Below are 21,216 nucleotides of genomic sequence, written 5' to 3'. Positions count from 1 at the left end.
CATGAAAGGAAGTAACTAGAACTATGACAACCAATGCTGTACCTATGAGCCAATCACGTACGGTTCAAACGCGTCTCGTATTACCACCGGATACTAATAATCATAATTCCATTTTTGGTGGAAGAGTGTTAGCTTATATTGACGAAATTGCCGCAATTACAGCGATGAAGCATGCAAAAGGGCATGTTGTCACTGCCTCCATTGATTCTGTTGATTTTTTATCAGCAGCGCATGTAGGTGATATTCTTGAAATTGAAAGTATTGTGTCATCCACAGGACGTTCATCTATGGAAGTCTATGTCCGTGTTATTTCACGTAACATTGAGACAGGTGAAGAAAAATTAACAACCGAATCATTTGTAACGATGGTTGCAGTAGATGATGATGGTAAACCGAAGGCTGTTCCTGCTATTTTCCCGGAAACGGATGCTGAAAAACGGCTGTTTGAAACAGGTCCGGCTCGACGAGAGCACCGCAAGCAAAAACGTGCTTTGGCACATTAAAAACGAAAAGGAAATTGATACGATGTGATCAATTTCCTTTTTTAGTTGTGTTATATATTTAATTCATTTACAACATTAATGAGTGAGTCAGAAGAAGATGAGACGAGTGTTGCCCCTTGCGATAGCTCTGTAATTAAATTTGAAATGGCTGAAATATCCTTAGCCGTGTTTACATATTGTTGTTGAATACCTGATACTGCTTCAGCAATATCATTAAATGATTTCGAGAGGCTTGTTTGTGTATCAACGCTATGTTGGATTTTTTGGTCCACATTGATAACAGAATTCGCCATTGTTGAAATATTACTTTCTGTTTCTTTTATCAGGTGTGACACGTTTTGCACAGCGCTTTTTGTTTCTTCTGCAAGCTTGCGGACTTCCTCTGCTACAACAGCAAAGCCTTTACCATGCTCACCAGCACGAGCGGCTTCAATGGAAGCATTAAGTGCTAATAAATTTGTTTGGTCTGCAATACCTGTAACAAGTCCAACAATTTCAGAGATTTTTTGAGACGACGTACGCAATTGGTTCATCGTTACTTCAAGGCCATTAACACTTTGCAAAATAACATGTATTAAGTCATTTTGTTCTTGTAATTGCTGCTGTCCGCGTTTAGATTTGTCTTGTGTATCGGCAACGAAGTTCAAACCTTGTTTAGTGGCTACTGCAATATCATCCGTTTGAGAGGAGATGACTAAAAGGGAAGCAGCTGTTTCTTCGCTGATTGCATTTAACTCTTCTGCCGTACTTTGAATTGTAGTAACAAGTGCGTGCTTCGTTTTATCTGCAACGCTACGAATCCGTTCTTCTTCTTTTTCATAAGCCTCTATAACAAGTTGCTGTTCAAAGTTAATCAGTTTACAAAAGGCATTGATGGCACGGATAGCATCATGCTTTGAAATATCTAAATCATTCGTAAAGTTTGTAAAAGTCGAAGTTAATGATTGGAATGAAGCGATATACCACTTTGATTGGAGCCCAATTCGAACATGTGTCTCAGCGATTGCCTTTCTTTCTTTAATGTAGTCGTCATTAATACGACTTTCGAACATATCACTTAGATGCTTATGTAAAGTCACTTTTAAACGGTCAATTTGTGATGTTCTGTTAATAATATCTAATAAATTTTGGCTTAAGCTAATCGCTGCATAAAATTGATCGACCATTTCAGGAATAACATTTTTCACTAATGGTTGCAATTGTTTAATGATGGCTAAATCTTCAGTAGTTAAGTCTAATAGTTGTAATTGTTTTTGTAACTTAGGATGATTAGAAACATCTAATTGTACGTGTTGTTTATACTCTTCAGTTGTTAGTGTAATTGAATAACCATAATTGTTCTTTTTTGAAAACCAACTCATTGTTGTCTGCTCCATTCTTTATAAATCCATAATAATATAGGTATCGAAGACTCTTTGTGTACATATTGTTAGGTTTGTAAATTTGGTGAATATATGGTATTTAATCTATTCTACTATTTTTTGTAGTGTATTTGGTTAAAAATTTCGTTTATTTCTATAATTTTTCACATTCAGGGCTGACATGTTGCAGATTTACTTTTAAGTAATAGCCTTTAGCTCATAAAGCGCAATTTGAATTTCATTTAGGAAACATGTAAAATACGAACTGTTTAGCGTAACAAAAAATGTATGTGAAAGAAATCGTATTGAGGAGGTATGACATGGAGAAGAAGCGTTTTAAGTTTGTGATTCCTGTGATGGTAATTGTAGCAATTGGATCTGTTTATATGTTAACGAACTATTATGCAGAGGTACCTGACTTAAACCAACTATTAATAACGATTTGTGCAACACTAATATCGGGCGTATTAGCATACTTTTTATTCCCACAGCAAGGTGAAAATAAAGTTGATGATCGAGGTCCGTATTAATTATAGTGGAGACATTTAAAAGTTCCCCAAGTAAAACCAACTATTTAAAATTAAAAATCCGCGTTTCGCCTTCTGTGGGTAAAGTATGAGTTGCAACATGTACTAATGTAAGATGTTGTTCCTCATATCTATTTTCCCTAGAGAGCTATGCGCGGATTTTGTTTTTCAAAAACATTGTTTTGTTACTGCTTTAAGTTACGGTTTAAACAATTTGAACCAGCCTTTATATTTGAAAAATGCCAACATAAATAGCCCAATCAATAGCATAATACCAAGAACGATAAAGTAGCTGTAACGGCCATGTAGTTCAGGCATATTATCAAAATTCATGCCATAAACTCCTGCTATAAATGTTAATGGAATGAAAATGGTGGAGACAATCGTAAGCATCATCATAATGCCATTCATTCGGCTAGAGTTCATAGCCATATAGCTATCACGCATATCTGCGGTCAGTTCACGATTAGATTCGACCATTTCCGTAAGCTTGACTAAATGGTCGTGAATATCCCCAAAGTAGGCTCTTTCTGATTTTTTCAGAGCAAAGCGATAAGAATTAAGTATTCGGTATAATAGGTCGCGCATTGGTAAAATGGTGCGTCGTAAATGGAGCAAATCACTGCGGAATTCAAAAACAATTTGCATTGCATTTACATTACTTTGATAAGTTAATTCATCTTCAAGCGCATTCAAATGGTCCTCAATTTTATAGACGAGAGGGAAATAACTATCAACTATTTTATCAATCGTTTGATAGGTAAGGAAAAAGGTTCCGCGTTCCCAATATTTCGGTTGCTCTTCTAAAAGCTTCTGTACTTTATCGATTTCAGGTGCTTCATTTTTGTGGAATGTCACAATAAAATGATCGGAAACGAAAATATTTAATTCCTCAGCAATTAACGTTTCTTCATTCAATTTATGAATAACGAAAAAGTGATAGTCTTCGTAAAAATCCAGCTTCGGTCGTTGTAAACGCATTAAGCAGTCTTCAATCGCAAGTGGATGAAAGTGAAAAAATGTATCGAGCAATAGTTCCTCTTCGGTAGTTGGGCAACTAAAATCTACCCAATACCATTCGTAATGGTTTTGCTTAATGTTATCAAGTGGGAAGTCCTTTATTAATTGTTGATCTTTCGTCATAGCCATCGTGCGAATCACGGCATTCACCTCAAATCTGTTTATCTCATTTTAAATAAGCACGAAGTCTCCTTCAAAGGTGTGAAAGGTAAGAGGAGACATTGGAACGTCAGATCTAGTACCAGTATGTACTTAATAGTACACCACTAAGTTGCAAGGATGCATCATGAAGGAATGGAAGCTTACTCTTTATAGCATATCCAACCACCAAATAATGTCGTTGCAAAAAAACGTGAAGGCTGTGTAAAGCCTGCCTGCTGTAAAAGCGTAACAATGTCATCTTCCCGCATAAATGAAAGCGAGCGAATGGACTGCTCCATGCTAGCTAATTCAGAAGTAGAAAGTTTTGTGTGCTGCAGCCAATATGCGCGCCATAGGTCAAACTGTAGCTCTGTTTCAGAAGAGTCAAGCTGTCCATATTTAGAAACAAGCACAAAGGGTGCCCCAGATTTTAAATGGTTTGCAATCCCTTTTAATGTAGCAAGTTTCTCCTCATAGGTATCAATAAAATGAAGTACAAGTATACAGCTAGCGGCATCAAACTTTGTTGCAGGGATTGATGCAGTGAGCATGGTGCCTTGTAGTAAAGAAATCTCATTTGGTAGTGAGTGTAGACGGTTTTCTGCAATTTCCAACATGGCTAAAGATGGGTCGATACCGACAAAGGACCACTGTGGCCTTTGTTCAGCTAACTGTAGTATTTCATTGCCACTGCCCGAACCAACAACTAAAAAACTAGCATTCTCTTGTAAAGCGGATTGATAAAAAGTTTTCGTTAAACGAAGCATTGTATCGTAACTCGGTAAAGTACGACGAATGCCTTTTTCATACTCGTTCGCAAGCGTGCTGTTAAATTCCATCTGTGTATCACATACCTTTCAAATTAATTTTAAAATTGTCGAAACGATTTGAAACTATTTAGCGTATTGCTCCGTAAATAATAGTATTAATAATAAAGACAGAAAAAAGGGAAGGTTGAATAGATGGAAACAAAATGGTCTAAGGTCATCATACATGCCAGTGCGTTTTTTGCGCCATTTTTAGTGCCGATTATATTTTTCTTAATTAGTTCGGAAGAAGAAGTGAAAAACGTTTCTGTGCAAGCTTTATTGTTCCAAGTCGTAATGGGTGTTCTAATTGTAATTGCTAGTATTTTAAGCTTTGTATTAATTGGTTTACCTTTCTTACTAGTATTTATCGCTATGGTATACATCGTACCAATTATCGGTATTGTAAAGGCGATTTCAGAGGAACCTTGGCGTTATCCGATTGTTGGTCGCTGGGTATAATTTTTAATGACGCAAGTATATGCAAAAAGCATATGCTTGCGTTTTTTCTATAAGGAAAAAGGGTACATTAAACGATAAGTACTTTTTCGAGTGGTTAAAATTATTTAGAAGCCAATCAGCTTTTACAATTGCTTTAGACATTTCTCTGTGCGAAATAATTGCAATTATTTTTAAGCGTTTTGTATAATATACTCAAAGATAGTCAAAGATAGTCAAAGTCAGTGAGGTAAGCGAGGTGTATTCCTAACATGCGTAATATTTCAGACATCATAGAAGGCTACTTAAAGCAAGTACTTGAATTAGGTGGAGAAGGGCATATTGAAATTAAACGAAGTGAAATTGCAGATAAATTTCAATGTGTGCCCTCACAAATAAATTATGTAATTAATACAAGATTTACAGCCGAGCGGGGTTACCTTGTTGAAAGTAAACGAGGTGGGGGTGGATACATTCGAATTTTACGTGTCCGTGCAAACTCACAAATTGATTTGATCGATGATGTGCTCCTACAAATTGAAGGTGGAGCCTCGCAAACAGTGGCGGAAGATTTAGTATATCGTTTAATTGATGAGCAGGTTATTTCAAAGCGTGAAGCGAAATTAATGTTAGCAGCGGTTGACCGCTCAACTTTAGATTTGCAGCTACCTTTACGGGATAGCATTCGAGCGAAAATTTTGCGAGCGATGTTAACCACTATAAAATACGAAAAGCAAAAGTAAAGAGGTGAGGGAAATGATTTGCGAACATTGCAAGCAGCGCAATGCGACAGTAACTGTGACACAAGTTCAAAATGGGCAGAAGGTGGAGCACCATTATTGCGATGTCTGTGCCTCGCAGTTCCATCCGTTCCATGCAGAGTTTAAACAAGAGCCTGTATCGATTCAACAATTGTTATCCAATTGGTTTGGCTCACCTACATGGCAAAAAGTTGGTGAAAAACAGCAAGCGCCACCTCAGCAACAAACATGTCCACAATGTGGATTTACGTATAAGCGATTTTTAAAAGAAGGTAAATTTGGATGTACCAGTTGCTATGACACATTTAGTGAGCATTTGCCAAAGCTATTTAATCGCATTCAAGCGGGGCCACAGCATATAGGAAAAATGCCTGGTGCTCGAAGCAATGTTTTTGTCATTAAAAAGCAAATTGAAGATATTCGAAAACGCATGAAGGCCGCTGTTGACGAGGAGCAGTTTGAAGAAGCAGCGAAGCTTCGCGACGAAGCAAAAAATCTCGAACAGCAGCTACAATTCGAAGGTGGTGATGTGTCATGATGATTGAATCGTTTTTAGCGCGAGCTACACCTGCATGGATGGAAATGGAGGATGATTATTCAGATATCGTCATCAGTACACGCATTCGACTTGCTCGAAACTTAGATGGCTATCGTTTCCCTTTAGTTTTTTCAGAAAATGAAGCATTACAAGTAGAGCAAGCTGTGACACATGCCATTCAAGACAGTCCGAAACTTCAAGAAAGATATTCTTATTTTTCCATAAAAGATTTAACACCGTTACAACGTCAAATTTTAGTTGAGAAGCATTTAATTAGTCCACAGCTTGCAAAAAAAGAGCAAGTCGGCTCCATGTTGCTGTCTGAAGATGAATCAATTTGCATTATGGTGAACGAAGAAGACCATTTACGCATTCAATGTATGACGGCGAGTTTTCAACTTCAAAAGGCATACGAGGAAGCAAACAAAATTGATCGAGCCTTAGAAGGAGCCTTGCCATACGCATTTCGAGATACTTTCGGCTATTTAACAAGTTGCCCAACTAATATTGGTACCGGCTTACGTGCTTCGGTTATGATGCACCTTCCCGCACTTACATTGACAGGTCAGATGAATCAAATTATCAATGCAATGACGCGTTTAGGGATGACTGTCAGGGGTATATACGGTGAAGGTAGTGAAAATTTAGGTAATGTTTACCAGGTGTCGAATCAGATTACACTAGGTAAAACAGAAGAAGATATTTTAGCAGACATTCAAAGTGTTGCAGAAAAAATTATTCAAAAAGAACGGCAGGCAAGAAATAAGCTAATGGAAAAAGCGGAACTTGCCTTAGAAGATCGTATTTACAGGGCGTTGGGTACATTAACGCACGCGCGCATTTTAACAAGTGAGGAAGCTGCGACCTGTCTATCGAATGTACGTTTAGGTGTAGATTTACAGTTGATTCATAATATTAAAGCAACCACATTGAACGAATGTGTGGTCAGTATGCAACCAGGATTTTTACAGCACTATGCAGGAGAAGCCTTACCGCCTGCTGAACGGGATCGCGTTCGGGCAAAAATGCTGCGAGAGGCATTATTTTTAGAAACAATGAGTAAGCCTACTATAGGGGGAAAAGGAGAGGATTCATATGATGTTTAATCGTTTTACACAACGCGCACAAAAAGTATTACAGCTTGCACAGGAAGAGGCAATTCGTTGGAAGCACGAATCAATAGGAACAGAGCACATTCTTTTAGGGCTTATTCGTGAGGGTGGTGGTATTGCAGCGAAAGCATTAGAAGCCATTGATATTAGCCCTCAAATGATTGAAGCTGGGATTGAAGAATTAGTTGGTAAAGGAACAGAGGATGTTGGGCCAATCGTTCACTACACGCCTCGTGCCAAAAAAGTAATTGAACTATCTGTCGATGAGTCACGTAAATTAGGTCATTCCTATATCGGTACGGAGCACTTACTATTAGCGCTTATTCGTGAGGGTGAAGGGGTAGCCGCTCGTGTATTAAACAATGCAGGTGTAGGCTTAAACAAAGCTCGTCAGCAAGTATTACTGTTGTTAGGTAATAATGACAACGCACAATCTGGACAACAAGCGACGCAGGCTGCAAATACGCCAACTTTAGATAGCTTAGCACGCGATTTAACACAAATTGCCCGTGAAGGTTCACTAGACCCTGTGATTGGTCGCAGTAAGGAAATTACACGCGTTATTGAAGTACTATCACGTCGTACGAAAAATAACCCTGTGCTAATTGGTGAGCCAGGTGTAGGTAAAACGGCAATCGCAGAAGGCTTAGCACAACAAATTATTAACAACGAAGTACCAGAAATTTTGCGTGATAAACGTGTTATGACGCTTGATATGGGGACAGTTGTTGCAGGTACTAAATACCGTGGTGAATTTGAGGATCGCTTGAAAAAAGTGATGGATGAAATTCGACAAGCAGGAAATGTAATTTTATTTATTGATGAATTGCATACGTTAATCGGTGCAGGGGGAGCAGAAGGTGCAATTGACGCATCAAACATTTTAAAACCATCCCTAGCACGTGGAGAATTACAATGTATTGGTGCTACAACATTAGATGAGTACCGCAAATATATCGAAAAAGATGCAGCATTAGAGCGCCGCTTCCAACCAATTCAAGTGGATGAACCAACTGTCGAAGAGGCGATTCAAATTATTCATGGTTTACGCGATCGCTATGAGGCACATCACCGTGTGAAAATTACAGATGAAGCAATTGAAGCAGCGGCAAAAATGGGTGATCGTTATATTTCAGACCGCTTCTTGCCTGATAAAGCAATCGACTTAATCGATGAAGCAGGTTCAAAAGTTCGCTTACGTTCATTTGCAGTCCCACCAAATTTAAAAGCACTAGAAGATAAACTAGAAAATGTTCGCTCTGAAAAAAATGCGGCTGTGTCTGGTCAGGAATTTGAAAAAGCAGCTTCGTTAAGAGATACAGAGCAAAAGCTAAAAGACGAAATTGAAATGACACGTAAAACATGGAAAGAAGAACAAGGCAAAGCTGAATCGAAAGTGACAGTTGACGATGTAGCAGCAGTAGTTTCTATGTGGACGGGAATACCAGTAGCCAAAATTGCACATGAAGAATCAGCTAAACTATTACATCTTGAAGAAGAATTACACAAGCGTGTGGTAGGTCAAGGCGAGGCAGTCGAGGCAATTTCTCGTGCAATTCGACGTGCAAGAGCTGGTTTAAAAGATCCAAAACGTCCAATCGGTTCATTTATTTTCCTTGGTCCTACAGGGGTAGGGAAAACAGAACTAGCTAGAGCGCTGGCAGAAGTAATGTTCGGTGATGAAGATGCGATGATTCGTGTTGACATGTCTGAATATATGGAGAAACATTCAACTTCACGTTTAGTTGGCTCACCTCCTGGTTATGTAGGCTTTGATGATGGTGGTCAGTTAACAGAAAAAGTTCGACGTAAACCATATTCTGTGGTGCTTCTTGATGAAATTGAAAAAGCACATCCAGATGTTTTCAATATTCTACTGCAAGTACTTGAAGATGGTCGTTTAACAGATTCTAAAGGACGTGTCGTTGATTTCCGTAATACGGTTGTGATTATGACTTCAAACGTTGGTGCGGATGCGCTAAAATATCAAAAAAATCTTGGCTTCAGCTTAGGAAGCTCAGAGTCGAAACATAAAGATATGAAGGGCACAATGCTTGAAGAATTGAAAAAAGCATTCCGTCCTGAATTCCTAAACCGTATCGACGAAATGATTGTGTTCCATTCATTAGAAAAAGAACACTTAAAAGAAATCATTTCAATGATGGCGAATACACTAACAAAACGTTTGCAAGAACAAGATATTACGTTAGAGTTAACAGATGCAGCACTCAATAAAATTGCAGAGGAAGGCTACGACCCTCAATATGGCGCTCGTCCACTCCGTCGTGCATTGCAAAAACAAGTGGAAGACCGTCTGTCGGAAGAACTGCTAAAAGGCAATGTAGAAAAAGGAAACCAAGTCGTAATTGATTATGTGAATGATGAATTCGTCGTGAAGAAAAAAGAAGGCGTTTCAATTTCCAAATAAGCGATTACTCTATTAGGAAAGCATAAATTTGCAAGACAGCGAGGCATACCGTGCCAAGCTGTCTTTTTTTATGTAAAATGAAAACAAGAACAAATATTCGAGGTGGTACGATGGCGAAGAAAAAAACTAAATTTGTCTGTACAGGTTGTGGCTATGAATCTGCAAAGTGGATGGGACGCTGTCCAGGATGTGGTGAATGGAATAAAATGGTTGAGGAAGTAGAGGTTGTGGCGAAAGGTCCAAGAGGGGCATTCCAGCACTCTGCAACTGTCACGCAAAAGGCTGTACCGATTATCCAAGTAGAAGCGGCTGAGGAGTCTCGGGTCGCTACAGAAATGGGTGAGCTCAATCGTGTCTTGGGCGGAGGAATTGTTCCTGGATCTCTGGTGTTAATCGGGGGTGATCCGGGTATCGGAAAATCGACATTGCTATTACAGGTGTCTGCGTTGTTGTCCAATAAAGGTCATCGAGTGCTCTATATTTCTGGTGAGGAATCCATTCGACAAACGAAACTACGTGCAGAGCGTTTAGGGGTTGTATCTCAAGAGCTGTATATTTATTCGGAGACGAATTTAGAGTTGTTAAATCAAACAATCGACGATGTACAACCAAAGTTTGTGATTGTGGATTCTATCCAAACGGTGTTCCATCCAGAGGTGACAAGTGCGCCAGGTAGTGTATCACAAGTACGTGAATGTACAGCGGAGCTAATGCGGATAGCGAAAACAAAAGGCATTGCCATTTTCTTAGTTGGGCATGTGACGAAGGAAGGTCAAATTGCAGGACCACGTATTTTAGAGCATATGGTTGATACAGTGCTGTATTTCGAAGGAGAACGACATCACAATCACCGTATTTTACGGAGCCAAAAAAACCGCTTTGGTTCTACAAATGAAATTGCTATCTTTGAAATGCTTCAGGGGGGCTTAAAGGAAGTTTTGAATCCGTCTGAACTATTTTTACAGGAACGTTCACAAGGGGCAGCAGGTTCAACAATCGTGGCATCAATGGAGGGAACAAGGCCAATTTTAGTAGAAATCCAATCACTTGTAACCCCTACAAGCTTTAATTATCCGAAACGGATGGCAACAGGAGTGGACCAAAACCGTGTGCAATTGCTTATGGCAGTGCTTGAAAAGCGCATGGGTCTCATGTTACAAGCACAAGATGCATATATTAAAGTTGCTGGCGGAGTAAAGCTAGATGAGCCTGCCATTGACTTAGCTGTCTTGACGAGTATTGTTTCTAGCTTTAAGGATCAGGCAGTACGGGGAACAGATTGCTTTATTGGAGAAGTAGGGTTAACAGGAGAGGTTCGTCGTGTTACACGAATTGAACAACGTGTGTTAGAGGCGGCAAAACTAGGATTTAAGCGAGCATTTATCCCTGCATCTAATATTGGTGGTTGGGATTTCCCGCCTGGTATTGAAATTGTTGGTGTGGAAACAATTAAAGATGCATTAAATGCCTGCTTTAGAGAGCTATAAAGACATGAAGATTTGTGTCTGCATGTAGCGTTACGTTAGGCAATTACTTTAACTAAAATAAATGCATGTTGGGCGACATCCTAGCATGCATTTTTACATCATAGGAGCAACAAACATTAATTTCATGAAATTGGATAACAATTATTGTGGAAATTAGGCATCTCTTAAGCCTTCCATAACGTCCAATAAACTGAAGGAAATTTAATAATGTTTTGATGAGCTCAAAAAAGATTTTCTACAGTAAAATATGTATAATCGAATATAAGAATTGGAGGTGACAGTATGAAAAAATTTATTCAAATTGCTTTTTTACTGATTGGAGGAGCTTTAGGCCTTGTTTTCTTACCGCCATTATACGAATTGCTTCATTTATCATCTAATCCTTGGCTTGATAATCCTTACGTATCAGTTGCTTTAGGTGCGCTTTTACTATTTACATTATCATTTGCTTTTTCCGATTATTTTGTTCGGCTAATTAGCTGGATGGAAGAGGTGCTTTTTAAAGTGCCTGTTGGGGATTTATTATTTGGTACGCTTGGGCTAATTGTAGGACTTATCGTAGCCTATTTCCTAGGCTTTGCGATTGATAGCGTTCAGATTCGCGGTATTTCAGAAGTAATTCCGATTATCTTATCGTTTGTGCTTGGATATTTGGGATTCCGTGTTGGTTTTAAAAAGCGAGATGAGTTACTTCAGTTATTTACCTTACGTGGGAATAATGCAAAGAAAAAAGCAACTGAAGGGATTGACGTTCCAGAAAATCGCGGTAGTTATAAATTGCTAGATACGAGCGTTATTATAGATGGGCGTATTGCGGATATTTCGGAAACAGGTTTTATTGAAGGCGTTTTAGTTGTGCCGCAGTTTGTATTAACGGAACTACAGCATATTGCAGATTCCTCCGATACATTAAAACGTACAAGAGGTCGCCGTGGTTTGGATATATTAAAGAAACTGCAAGATGAACGTATGACAAAAGTAGAAATTACCGAAGAAGATTTTGAAGATGTGCAGGAAGTGGATTTAAAACTTGTACGTCTTGCAAAGAAAATGGATAATGATACACAAATTGTGACAAATGACTTCAACTTGAACAAAGTATGTGAATTACATCAAGTGAAAGTACTGAATATTAATGATTTGGCAAATGCAGTGAAACCAGTTGTGATTCCTGGAGAAGATATGCAAGTGGTCGTTATTAAAGATGGGAAAGAGCATAACCAAGGTGTGGCCTATTTGGATGATGGCACGATGATTGTTGTAGAAGGAGGCCGCAATTATATCGGACAGGCTATTACCGTAACTGTAACGAGCGTTCTACAAACATCTGCAGGTCGAATGATTTTTGCTAAGCCAAAGGACGATTAGGAAGTGGACAATGTGCAGTATGAAGTAGTGCTTCCAGCAGCAGGAAGTGGCAAGCGAATGGGAGCAGGGCGAAATAAATTATTTTTAGAGCTTTTAGAGAAACCGATTTTAATACACACATTAGAAGTATTTGAGCAAGATGAAAACTGTACTGGCATTTGGCTTGCGGTGAAACCAGCAGAACGTGCTGTGATTCAAAAGATGCTAGAAAACTATGGGGTTTCTAAGGTCAAAGGCTTGCCTGATGGTGGAGCAGAGCGACAGCATTCAGTGCACGCTTGTATGAAAGAAATGGAGCAGGTTGATATTGTTTTAGTGCATGATGCAGCACGCCCATTTATTACGCGCGATATTATTGCAAACCTTGTGCAAAGTGCGCATAACTTTGGCGCTGCAATCGCTGGTGTTCGTGCAAAGGACACAATGAAAAAAGTACGTAATGGCATCATTGAAGAAACGGTGGACCGTGAAAGCTTATGGATGATTCAAACGCCTCAAGCCTTCCGCTTCGATTTGATTGTAGAAGCGGAAGATGTTGCTGAGAAAGTGGGCTTCCTCGGAACAGATGAGGCGATGTTAGTCGAGCGACTTGGTCATGAGGTGCACATTGTTGAAAGCAACTATGAAAACGTAAAGATGACAACAAAAGAAGATTTACTTTTTGGTGAAGCTATTTTACGTAAACGAGCGTTGGGGAATAATTTGTAATTGCTTTATAAAGAAGCTGGGACAAAAGAGAAAAAGTGTTAGGTTGAACCCGGAACTGACCCCAATAGGTAAAGACAAATAAAAAAAGCATCTTCGATTGAAATTCGGGTATAGATACTTAAATTTCAATTTGGAGGTGTTTTTTCTATGGGAACAAGAGTGAGTTATCCATATGAAGTAAAAATGAAAGCGATTGAGATGCGATTAGCGGGGGTACCTGTCAAACAGATTCTATTGGAATTAAATATACGCCATAAAACACAGGTCGAAACATGGGTGCGTTGGTATAGAAATGGTGAAGTCAATCGTTTGAAACAACCTGTAGGCAAACAATATATCTTTAATAAAGGTCCTGAACCGGACAATGAACAAACGAAATTAGCATTGGAAAACCGTTATTTAAAGCAACAAATTGAGGTGCTAAAAAAGTACGCAGAGTTGGAGAGGAAGTGGTTGGAGAAGTAGCTGTACAGTTAGTTGCGTCACTAAGAAGCATGATGTCTGTAAAGGACATTTGTAAACACTTTGGGATTGCACGATCTACCTACTATCGTTGGAAACAGGCATCTACCGATGCAAGGTCTCGTCAAGCAATAGAGAGACGTATCGGTGAACTCTGTCGTGCAAATAAATTTCGCTATGGCTACAGAAAAATTACAGCACTCTTACGTCAAGAAATGTGCGTCAATCATAAAGTTGTTCAACGTATCATGCAAAAATATGGTTGGCAATGTCGCGTGAAAGTGAAAAAACGGAAACGAACAGGACAACCATATGCAATCGCAGCAAATTTATTAAATCGCGATTTTGAAGCCACAGCACCGTTACAGAAGCTCGTAACTGATATTACTTACTTGCCATTTGGTCAAAAACAGTTGTATCTTTCAAGTATTCAAGATTTATATAATGGTGAAATTATTGCCTATTCGATTGGAGACTGTCAAGATACTGATTTTGTGCTGGATACATTAGCTCAACTTCACCATTTGCCCGAAGGGTGTACGTTGCACAGTGACCAAGGGGCGGTATACACATCGTATGATTATCAACAGGCCGTAAAAGCAAAAGGCATTACCATGAGCATGTCCCGTAAAGGTACGCCCGCTGATAATGCCCCAATCGAATCGTTTCATTCTGTGTTAAAGTCTGAAACATTCTACTTAGACAATTTGAACAGTACTACGACGGCCATCGTAGAACAAACTGTCAAAGACTATATAAACTATTATAACAATAACCGAATTCAAACGAAACTAAACAACCAGTCGCCGGTTCAATACCGACAACTGGTTGAGTGATGCTTTTTTGATAACTGTCTTATATATCGGGGTCAGTCCCCCCAATCAATCTAACACTTTTTTGCTATGCCTTTGTTGCCCGCATCTTACATTGTGTGCTGTTCTGAGCACGAGTCATCGCCACCGTACCAACAACTAGTGAAGACTTCTAATTTTTTATTGATTGCACAAGCAAGAATAGCTAATTTCTTCTCCTTAATAGCAAAAATATATGAAAACCTTTCCTCTGTTCCTTAAATTTTTTAGTTATGCCCCAGCTACTTTCTTTTACGATTATGAACAAACTATAATATGTTGACTATAGTCGTTACGGACAGCTCAATTTCCTAGGAAATATGTTAAACTGTCTATAAATAGAAAATGAAAAAGGCAGGTGAATGCTGTTGCAATGGTCACTGTTGTAACGGCAGTATTGTATGTTTCGAGTAGGACAAGGTTTTGACGTACATGCATTTGAAGAAGGGCGTCCACTAATTATTGGTGGTATTACAATCCCACATGAAAAGGGCCTAGTAGGACATTCAGATGCGGATGTCTTATTGCACACAGTAACAGATGCTGCGCTGGGGGCAATTGGAGAAGGTGATATTGGGCGTCATTTTCCAGATACAGATCCAGAATGGAAAGATGCCGATTCAGCAAAGTTGCTAGAGTATATTTGGAAAATCGTTGAGGACAAAGGCTATGTGCTTGGCAATGTTGACTGCACAATTATGGCACAACGTCCGAAAATGGCGCCTTATATTGAACAAATGAGAAATCGCATTGCAACGTTATTAAACGCTGATGCATCACAAGTAAATGTAAAAGCGACAACTACTGAACGACTTGGCTTTACAGGACGTGAAGAAGGCATTGCTTCAATGGCAACAATTTTACTGATTAAAAAATAAAAAAATGGCGCGTGTCCACTTGAAAAACACGCGCTACTTTAATTTCCTATACTACAGTGGTAAAATGAACAAAGTTAATAAGGTCGGAATTATTTTCAGACGAATATTTAGGAGGCATTTAATTATGACGAAAGAAGTTCGCGTTCGTTACGCGCCATCACCAACTGGATTTTTACATATTGGCGGTGCACGTACAGCGTTATTCAACTATTTATATGCAAAACATCATAACGGTAAATTCATCGTGCGTATTGAAGATACGGATATTGAGCGTAATGTAGAAGGTGGAGAAGCGTCTCAGTTAGATAACTTAAAATGGTTAGGTATCGAATATGACGAATCGATCGACATTGGTGGTCCGTATGCACCTTATCGTCAAATGGAGCGCTTAGATATTTACAAAGAGCATGCTGAAAAGTTATTACAACAAGGCACAGCGTATAAATGTTTCTGTTCATCAGAAAAATTAGAAGCATCGCGTGAAGAACAAAAAGCTCGTGGTGTTGCAGCACCTACTTATGATGGAACTTGCCGTCATTTATCAGCGGAAGAAGTAGCGGCTAAAGAAGCGGCTGGCGAACAATATACAATTCGTATGCGTGTACCTGAAAATGTAACATATGAATTTGAGGATTTAGTACGTGGACATGTAGCGTTCGAATCGAAAGATGTGGGCGACTGGGTGCTTGTGAAAGCAAACGGTATTCCAACTTACAATTACGCAGTAGTATTAGATGACCACTTTATGGAAATCTCACATGTGTTCCGTGGTGAAGAGCATTTATCAAATACACCAAAACAAATGATGATCTTCGATGCATTTGGCTGGGAGTATCCTCGCTTCGGACATATGACATTAATCATCAACGAAAATCGCAAAAAGCTATCAAAACGAGACGAGTCCATTATCCAATTCGTAACGCAATATAAAGACCTTGGTTACTTACCAGAAGCGATGTTTAATTTCTTTGCTTTACTTGGTTGGTCTCCTGAAGGTGAAGAAGAGATTTTCTCTAAAGAAGAATTTATTAAAATCTTTGATGAGAAGCGTTTATCGAAATCACCATCTATGTTTGATAAGCAAAAGCTGACTTGGATGAATAATCAATACATCAAAAAATTATCTTTAGAAGAAGTCGTGGCATTATCTTTACCGCACTTACAAAAAGCAGGCTTATTACCAGAAGAGTTAACAGCAGAAGAGCGCGCTTGGGCAACAGATTTAATCGCACTTTATCATGAACAAATGAGCTTTGGTGCTGAAATCGTGGAACTGTCAAGCCTATTCTTTAACGATCATATTGAATATGATGAAGAAGCAAAAGCCGTTTTAGCTGGCGAGCAAGTACCAGAGGTAATGGCTGCATTTAAAGCGCAACTTGAAAATTTAGAAGAATTTACACCTGAAACTGTCAAAGCAGCTATCAAAGCTGTACAAAAAGAGACAGGTCATAAAGGTAAAAATCTATTTATGCCAATCCGTGTTGTGACGACTGGTGAAACACACGGTCCAGAGTTACCAAATGCGATTTGTTTAATTGGTAAAGAGAAAACAATTGACCGTGTAGAAAAATACGCGAAGTAATAGAATTTTATTGACAATTTATATTGTCGATGTAAAATGAATGTACATTGTGAAAGCGTTGATAAGGAGAAGTACGTAGCGCATGCTCTAAAGAGAGGACCATCACCGGCTGAAAGTGGTCTGAGCCAAGGCAAAACCGAAATGCACCTTTGAGCATAGAGCTGAACATTAGTAGGCTCTATCGGTTCGTTCCCGTTATAGGACGTCCAAAGTGGAAGGCTTTTGCCTTCAATCAGAGTGGAACCGCGCAAATTTCAGCGTCTCTGTCATTCCTTTATGGGAATGATAGGGGCGCTTTTTTATTTTTCAAAAAAATTCAGTGTTAGATGTAAGAGGGCAATCATTACTAATAACAATAGGTTGTAAGGCTATTCATTGTGCGGGGGTGTAGGATTTAAGGTCGCAAGGTTGAGGTCATGACACACATTGTAACGAAAAGGGGGAGCTTTAATGTTTAAAAGAATGAAGGAAGATGTAGATACTATTTTTGAGAATGACCCAGCGGCGCGCAGTGTACTGGAAGTGGTATTAACATATTCAGGCCTGCATGCTACATGGGCGCATCGTATTGCCCACTGGTTTTTTAAAAGACGTTTTTATTTTATCGCACGTGTAATTTCACAAATTAGTCGTTTCTTTACGGGAATTGAAATACATCCTGGTGCTAAAATTGGTCGACGCTTCTTTATCGACCATGGTATGGGCGTGGTTATAGGGGAAACTTGTGAAATAGGCGATAATGTTACCCTTTATCAAGGTGTTACACTAGGTGGTACAGGGAAAGAAAAAGGAAAGCGCCATCCAACATTAGAAGATAATGTGTTAGTTGCCACTGGTGCCAAAGTATTAGGTTCTATTACAATTGGTGAGAATAGTAAAATTGGTGCAGGTTCAGTCGTTTTAAAAGAAGTGCCACCAAACGCTACAGTAGTAGGGATTCCTGGTAAAGTTGTGATGAAAGATGGTGTTCGTTTAGAGAAAAAACTAGACCATCAAAATATTCCTGACCCTGTAGAGGAACGTTGTCAAGGTTTCGAGAAGCAAATCGCAGCATTGCAAGAAGAAATCGGGCGCTTACAAAAGGAGAGAGAAAAACAATGAGTATTCAAATTTTTAACTCATTAACAAGACAAAAAGAAACATTCGTACCGCTAGAAGAAGGAAAAGTTAAAATGTATGTTTGCGGTCCGACGGTTTATAACTATATTCATATTGGGAATTCACGTCCTGTAATTGTCTATGATACGGTTCGCCGCTATTTTCAATATAAAGGCTACGAAGTAAAATTCGTCTCAAATTTCACGGATGTAGACGATAAAATTATTAAAGCAGCTAATGAGCTCGGAGAAGAAGTTCATGAACTGACAGACCGTTTTATTGCCGCATATTTTGAAGATGTGACGGCATTAGGTTGCAAAAAGGCAGATGTCCATCCTCGTGTAACGGATCATATGGATGATATTATTGACTTTATTAAAGTGTTAATCGACAAAGGTTATGCATATGAGTCAGCGGGTGATGTCTATTACCGAACTCGAAAATTCAATGGTTACGGTAAATTATCTCATCAGTCGGTAGATGATTTAAAAATTGGTGCACGTATCGAAGCTGGCGAGAAAAAGGATGATGCATTAGATTTCGCATTATGGAAAGCAGCAAAGCCTGGTGAAATCTATTGGGAAAGTCCTTGGGGCAACGGACGTCCAGGATGGCATATCGAATGTTCTGTGATGGCGCGTGAGCATTTAGGTGATACAATTGATATACATGCAGGTGGTCAAGATTTGACTTTCCCGCATCATGAAAATGAAATAGCGCAATCCGAAGCGCATAACGATACAACATTTGCGCGTTACTGGATGCATAATGGATATATTAATATCGATAATGAAAAAATGTCAAAATCCCTTGGTAATTTTGTGCTCGTGAACGATATCCGTAAACAAATCGACCCGCAAATTTTAAGATTCTTTATGTTATCTGTTCACTATCGCCACCCAATTAACTTTGCGAAGGACTTAGTAGATGCCGCAGCAACTGGTTTAGAGCGTATTCGTACTTCATACAACAATGTTAAGTATCGCCTATCTGCAACTGCAAGTCTCGGCGATTGCACAGAGGAATGGCTCCGTCAAATTGCTCAACAAAAAGCGCTGTTCGAGGAAGCGATGGATGATGATTTCAATACGGCGAATGCTATTTCAGTATTATTTGAATTAGCACGAATTGCTAATATTTACTTGAATGAGACAAATACGGATGAGAAAGTGTTATTAACATTTGTTGAAACTTTTGAAGTATTAGGTGACGTCTTAGGTATTGAATTTGCTAAAGAAGCAGAACTACTGGACGAAGAAATCGAAGCACTGTTGCATGAACGCGTAGAAGCGCGCAAAAACCGCGACTTTGCACGTTCAGATGAAATTCGTGACCATTTACAAGCGCAAGGTATCATTTTAGAGGATACGCGTCAAGGGACAAGATGGAAACGGGGTAAGTAACTTGGATAAACTCCGAAATGAAGATGTGAAGCAATTAAATGCATTAGCGCTTGCTTATATGGGAGATGCGGTTTTAGAACAGAAGGTACGGGAGTATTTACTGCGTAGCGGACGCGTAAAACCGAACACACTCCATAGAGAAGCAACGCATTATGTATCAGCAAAGGCACAGTCAACAATTGTACATCGCATGATGGATGAAAACTTTTTAACAGAGCAGGAATTGGCAGTGTTCCGACGTGGACGCAATGCCAAATCCGGTTCTGTTCCCAAAAATACAGATGTACAAACTTATCGCAATAGTTCAGGCTTTGAAGCGGTACTTGGAAGCTTGTATTTACTAGGTGAATTAGAACGCGTTTATGCCATCATTGCATACGCTATTCAAATAATCGAGGAATTAAAAGGAGTGTCAAAATAATGGCAGAACAAAATGGTGAAATTATTGCCGGTAAAAACCCAGTGTTAGAAGCACTTCGTTCAGGCCGCGATATGAATAAAGTATGGATTGCAGAAGGTGTAAAAAAATCAGGGGTCAATGAACTGCTTGATTTAGCTCGCGAACGTGGCATCATTGTACAATTTGTACCGAAAAAAAAGGTCGACCAACTATCAGATGCTAACCATCAAGGAATAGTTGCATCTGTAGCAGCATATAGCTATGCAGAGCTAGACGATTTATTTGCAGCGGCACAAAAAAAACAAGAAGATCCGTTTTTCTTAATTTTAGATGAGTTAGAAGACCCACATAATTTAGGCTCTATTATGCGAACTGCAGATGCAATTGGTGTGCATGGTATTATTATTCCAAAGCGTCGCTCAGTGAGCTTAACAGCCGTTGTGGCGAAAGCGTCGACAGGCGCAATCGAGCACGTGCCTGTCGTGCGTGTTAATAACCTAGCCCAAACAGTAGATGAGTTAAAAGAACGTGGCGTCTGGATTGCTGGTACGGATGCAAAAGGCTCTGCGGATTATCGTAAAATGGATGCTACCCTACCACTTGCTATTATTATTGGTAGTGAGGGTAAAGGAATGGGGCGCCTGCTAAAAGAGAAATGTGACTTTTTATATCATCTGCCTATGGTTGGGCATGTCACATCATTAAATGCTTCTGTAGCTGCGGCGCTTTTAATGTATGAAGTGTACCGTAAACGTCAAGAAGCGAATGATTAACGATGAAGAACATTTTGCTTGTTGACGGTTATAATATGATCGGAGCTTGGAAAGAGCTACGTCCATTACGTGACACAAACTTTGAAGATGCCCGTAAGCGTCTAATTGAGCTTATGGCTGAATATAAAGCGGCAATAGGGTGGCGCGTGATAGTTGTTTTTGACGCCCATCTTGTGCCGGGTGTGGAGCAATCTTATATAGAAAATGGCGTCGAGATTATTTATACAAGGAAAAATGAAACAGCAGATGAACGCATTGAAAAGATGACACAAGAACTAAAAGCAAGACATATTCAAATTCATGTGGCGACTTCCGATATGGCTGAACAAAGTGTTATTTTTGGCAATGGCGCACTACGCAAATCGGCAAGAGAGCTTGAAATTGATCTAAGCATTATTCAACATAAAATTTCTCATGATGTAAAACGTAAGCAGGATAGCAAGCCACCTTCACGCATAGAGCTAAAGCCAGATGTGGCACTCGCTTTTGAAAAGTGGCGCCGTGGTTTGAAATGATTGATTGACTGATATTTTCCAATTCCGTTATACTGTTCCTAATTATCTGTTGC

21 protein-coding genes and 1 other annotated feature are annotated in these 21,216 nt (G+C 39.3%); of the genes, 18 read left to right on the top strand and 3 right to left on the bottom strand.

The window, feature by feature from the left end:
- The first annotated feature begins 23 nt into the window (after positions 1–23).
- Positions 24–503, top strand: a complete 480-nt coding sequence (locus MHH88_RS21770) for an acyl-CoA thioesterase (RefSeq protein WP_024364406.1) — start codon at positions 24–26, stop codon at positions 501–503.
- A gap of 50 nt (positions 504–553) precedes the next feature.
- Here the strand turns inward: MHH88_RS21770 and MHH88_RS21765 are convergent, their stop codons facing one another.
- Positions 554–1,864, bottom strand: a complete 1,311-nt coding sequence (locus tag MHH88_RS21765; RefSeq protein ID WP_069514269.1) for a globin-coupled sensor protein — start codon at positions 1,862–1,864, stop codon at positions 554–556.
- Between the two features lie 320 nt (positions 1,865–2,184).
- Between MHH88_RS21765 and MHH88_RS21760 the strand changes: the two genes are divergently transcribed.
- Positions 2,185–2,394, top strand: coding sequence for a hypothetical protein (locus MHH88_RS21760; RefSeq protein WP_024364404.1), 210 nt, complete (start codon positions 2,185–2,187; stop codon positions 2,392–2,394).
- 195 nt (positions 2,395–2,589) lie between these two features.
- Here MHH88_RS21760 and corA read toward each other — a convergent pair whose 3' ends face one another.
- Both corA and MHH88_RS21750 read right to left on the bottom strand, forming a co-directional pair.
- Entirely contained in the window at positions 2,590–3,552 is a 963-nt protein-coding gene (gene corA, locus MHH88_RS21755; RefSeq protein WP_069514272.1) for a magnesium/cobalt transporter CorA, read from the bottom strand.
- Positions 3,553–3,713: 161 nt separating this feature from the next.
- On the bottom strand, positions 3,714–4,391 hold the full coding sequence (locus MHH88_RS21750) for a class I SAM-dependent methyltransferase (protein WP_339260624.1): 678 nt from the start codon (positions 4,389–4,391) through the stop codon (positions 3,714–3,716).
- 123 nt (positions 4,392–4,514) lie between these two features.
- Between MHH88_RS21750 and MHH88_RS21745 the strand changes: the two genes are divergently transcribed.
- From MHH88_RS21745 to MHH88_RS21670, 16 genes are all read left to right on the top strand, one after another.
- Positions 4,515–4,820, top strand: a complete 306-nt coding sequence (locus MHH88_RS21745) for a DUF4870 domain-containing protein (RefSeq protein ID WP_069514277.1) — start codon at positions 4,515–4,517, stop codon at positions 4,818–4,820.
- A gap of 248 nt (positions 4,821–5,068) precedes the next feature.
- A complete protein-coding gene (locus MHH88_RS21740; protein ID WP_024364400.1) occupies positions 5,069–5,539 on the top strand; it encodes a CtsR family transcriptional regulator in 471 nt (156 codons plus the stop codon).
- A 13-nt stretch (positions 5,540–5,552) separates the two neighbouring features.
- Complete coding sequence (locus tag MHH88_RS21735; protein ID WP_024364399.1) at positions 5,553–6,095, top strand: UvrB/UvrC motif-containing protein; 543 nt, start codon at positions 5,553–5,555, stop codon at positions 6,093–6,095.
- Complete coding sequence (locus MHH88_RS21730; RefSeq protein WP_069514283.1) at positions 6,092–7,201, top strand: protein arginine kinase; 1,110 nt, start codon at positions 6,092–6,094, stop codon at positions 7,199–7,201. Before MHH88_RS21735 ends, MHH88_RS21730 begins: the two co-directional genes overlap by 4 nt.
- Complete coding sequence (locus MHH88_RS21725; RefSeq protein WP_069514286.1) at positions 7,191–9,635, top strand: ATP-dependent Clp protease ATP-binding subunit; 2,445 nt, start codon at positions 7,191–7,193, stop codon at positions 9,633–9,635. The genes MHH88_RS21730 and MHH88_RS21725 overlap by 11 nt, the downstream gene beginning before the upstream one ends.
- A 110-nt stretch (positions 9,636–9,745) precedes the next feature.
- A complete protein-coding gene (radA, locus tag MHH88_RS21720; protein WP_069514289.1) occupies positions 9,746–11,122 on the top strand; it encodes a DNA repair protein RadA in 1,377 nt (458 codons plus the stop codon).
- A gap of 282 nt (positions 11,123–11,404) precedes the next feature.
- Entirely contained in the window at positions 11,405–12,490 is a 1,086-nt protein-coding gene (locus MHH88_RS21715) for a PIN/TRAM domain-containing protein (RefSeq protein ID WP_069514292.1), read from the top strand.
- A 12-nt stretch (positions 12,491–12,502) separates the two neighbouring features.
- Entirely contained in the window at positions 12,503–13,198 is a 696-nt protein-coding gene (ispD, locus tag MHH88_RS21710) for a 2-C-methyl-D-erythritol 4-phosphate cytidylyltransferase (protein ID WP_339260620.1), read from the top strand.
- Positions 13,199–13,345: 147 nt separating this feature from the next.
- A protein-coding gene (locus MHH88_RS21705; protein ID WP_339259661.1) for an IS3 family transposase occupies positions 13,346–14,496 on the top strand; the annotation gives its coding sequence in 2 pieces (ribosomal slippage) (positions 13,346–13,619 and positions 13,619–14,496; 1,152 coding nt in all).
- A gap of 416 nt (positions 14,497–14,912) precedes the next feature.
- Positions 14,913–15,389, top strand: a complete 477-nt coding sequence (ispF, locus tag MHH88_RS21700) for a 2-C-methyl-D-erythritol 2,4-cyclodiphosphate synthase (protein ID WP_024364393.1) — start codon at positions 14,913–14,915, stop codon at positions 15,387–15,389.
- A gap of 124 nt (positions 15,390–15,513) precedes the next feature.
- Positions 15,514–16,974 carry a glutamate--tRNA ligase gene (gene gltX, locus MHH88_RS21695; RefSeq protein WP_339260618.1) on the top strand — a complete coding sequence of 487 codons (1,461 nt, stop codon included), beginning with the start codon at positions 15,514–15,516 and terminating at the stop codon, positions 16,972–16,974.
- Positions 16,975–17,023: 49 nt separating this feature from the next.
- Positions 17,024–17,242, top strand: a binding site (T-box leader).
- A 182-nt stretch (positions 17,243–17,424) separates the two neighbouring features.
- Positions 17,425–18,075 carry a serine O-acetyltransferase EpsC gene (epsC, locus tag MHH88_RS21690; RefSeq protein ID WP_024364391.1) on the top strand — a complete coding sequence of 217 codons (651 nt, stop codon included), beginning with the start codon at positions 17,425–17,427 and terminating at the stop codon, positions 18,073–18,075.
- Positions 18,072–19,475 (top strand): cysteine--tRNA ligase, encoded by a 1,404-nt coding sequence (gene cysS / locus MHH88_RS21685; RefSeq protein ID WP_339260616.1) that lies wholly within the window; start codon positions 18,072–18,074, stop codon positions 19,473–19,475. Before epsC ends, cysS begins: the two co-directional genes overlap by 4 nt.
- Position 19,476: 1 nt before the next feature.
- A complete protein-coding gene (locus tag MHH88_RS21680) occupies positions 19,477–19,896 on the top strand; it encodes a Mini-ribonuclease 3 (protein ID WP_024364389.1) in 420 nt (139 codons plus the stop codon).
- Entirely contained in the window at positions 19,896–20,648 is a 753-nt protein-coding gene (gene rlmB / locus MHH88_RS21675; protein ID WP_069514308.1) for a 23S rRNA (guanosine(2251)-2'-O)-methyltransferase RlmB, read from the top strand. The genes MHH88_RS21680 and rlmB overlap by 1 nt, the downstream gene beginning before the upstream one ends.
- Positions 20,649–20,650: 2 nt before the next feature.
- Positions 20,651–21,163, top strand: coding sequence for an NYN domain-containing protein (locus tag MHH88_RS21670; RefSeq protein WP_024364387.1), 513 nt, complete (start codon positions 20,651–20,653; stop codon positions 21,161–21,163).
- Positions 21,164–21,216 lie beyond the last annotated feature (53 nt).

Source organism: Lysinibacillus sp. FSL K6-3209 (assembly GCF_037976175.1).
Lineage (GTDB): Bacteria > Bacillota > Bacilli > Bacillales_A > Planococcaceae > Lysinibacillus > Lysinibacillus sphaericus_D.
The sequence above is the reverse complement of the archived record's forward strand: the minus strand, read 5'-3'. Positions and strand labels throughout refer to the sequence as shown.

Coding starts and splice junctions, on each gene's coding strand:
- MHH88_RS21765 (WP_069514269.1), bottom strand. CDS start 1,864: ATGAGTTGGTTTTCAAAAAAGAACAATTATGGTTATTCAATTACACTA.
- MHH88_RS21750 (WP_339260624.1), bottom strand. CDS start 4,391: ATGGAATTTAACAGCACGCTTGCGAACGAGTATGAAAAAGGCATTCGT.
- epsC (WP_024364391.1), top strand. CDS start 17,425: ATGTTTAAAAGAATGAAGGAAGATGTAGATACTATTTTTGAGAATGAC.
- gltX (WP_339260618.1), top strand. CDS start 15,514: ATGACGAAAGAAGTTCGCGTTCGTTACGCGCCATCACCAACTGGATTT.
- rlmB (WP_069514308.1), top strand. CDS start 19,896: ATGGCAGAACAAAATGGTGAAATTATTGCCGGTAAAAACCCAGTGTTA.
- MHH88_RS21670 (WP_024364387.1), top strand. CDS start 20,651: ATGAAGAACATTTTGCTTGTTGACGGTTATAATATGATCGGAGCTTGG.
- MHH88_RS21760 (WP_024364404.1), top strand. CDS start 2,185: ATGGAGAAGAAGCGTTTTAAGTTTGTGATTCCTGTGATGGTAATTGTA.
- MHH88_RS21770 (WP_024364406.1), top strand. CDS start 24: ATGACAACCAATGCTGTACCTATGAGCCAATCACGTACGGTTCAAACG.
- MHH88_RS21725 (WP_069514286.1), top strand. CDS start 7,191: ATGATGTTTAATCGTTTTACACAACGCGCACAAAAAGTATTACAGCTT.
- MHH88_RS21745 (WP_069514277.1), top strand. CDS start 4,515: ATGGAAACAAAATGGTCTAAGGTCATCATACATGCCAGTGCGTTTTTT.
- radA (WP_069514289.1), top strand. CDS start 9,746: ATGGCGAAGAAAAAAACTAAATTTGTCTGTACAGGTTGTGGCTATGAA.
- ispF (WP_024364393.1), top strand. CDS start 14,913: ATGTTTCGAGTAGGACAAGGTTTTGACGTACATGCATTTGAAGAAGGG.
- cysS (WP_339260616.1), top strand. CDS start 18,072: ATGAGTATTCAAATTTTTAACTCATTAACAAGACAAAAAGAAACATTC.
- MHH88_RS21740 (WP_024364400.1), top strand. CDS start 5,069: ATGCGTAATATTTCAGACATCATAGAAGGCTACTTAAAGCAAGTACTT.
- MHH88_RS21735 (WP_024364399.1), top strand. CDS start 5,553: ATGATTTGCGAACATTGCAAGCAGCGCAATGCGACAGTAACTGTGACA.
- MHH88_RS21715 (WP_069514292.1), top strand. CDS start 11,405: ATGAAAAAATTTATTCAAATTGCTTTTTTACTGATTGGAGGAGCTTTA.
- MHH88_RS21730 (WP_069514283.1), top strand. CDS start 6,092: ATGATGATTGAATCGTTTTTAGCGCGAGCTACACCTGCATGGATGGAA.